Below are 696 nucleotides of genomic sequence, written 5' to 3' on the forward strand. Positions count from 1 at the left end.
ATTAGCGGCTAAGAAAATAGTGTTTGTATGACGATACCAGTGCTTCGTTCAGGCTCCAACTGCCGGTCAAGATGTTGCGAAACAGTTTTGCAGTGAAACGGAACACCGCCATGAAAGGGAAGCAGTAAGGATGATATTTCCGGGTGTACATCAGTGCACTTACATTTGAATGGTATTCTGCCACCTTGCTTTCCATGCTGGCGCCACCGATATGCCTGACGAAAGATTTTTTGCACCAATCAATATGACTGCCTGAGGGCAGGCGTCTGATCAGATCCAGTTCTTCAAAGTACAGGAAGTATTCTTCATTGAACAAGCCAATCGTGCGGAAAACTTCCGCCCTCACAAACATGGCTGCACCTTCGATATAGTCCAATGGTTTTGGCAGCTCAGCGTGTGCAGCTTCTTCTATCGTTAATCCCTTGAGCGCGTGCTTGTAAGTGCTCAGGCATGGGGAGTAATAGCTGCCTCCCGCACATTCCACCACCAAGCCATTTTCGTCGAGAAGAGTACTGCCAAATATGGCCACGGAGGGTTGTTTCTTAGCAGCTTCCAGCAATTGTGTGAGGCTATCGGCTGTTGGCAGGGTGTCATTGTTCAGGATCCAGACGAAGTCAGGTGACAGGTGCTCCAGTGCGTAGCGGATGGCCAGGTTGTTTCCCGCCGCGTAGCCGCTGTTGGTTGTGTTCCGAAGGA

The 696-nt window shown here is 50.0% G+C and carries 1 protein-coding gene; it reads right to left on the bottom strand.

Annotated features, from left to right (window positions below; translation table 11 throughout):
* Position 1 precedes the first annotated feature (1 nt).
* Positions 2-696 (bottom strand): glycosyltransferase family 2 protein (locus ACOCD2_RS24130; RefSeq protein ID WP_293649689.1); only part of this gene is annotated, 695 nt, incomplete at its 5' end.

The sequence above is a fragment of the Thiolapillus sp. genome (assembly GCF_048562965.1).
Lineage (GTDB): Bacteria > Pseudomonadota > Gammaproteobacteria > Chromatiales > Chromatiaceae > Thiolapillus > Thiolapillus brandeum_A.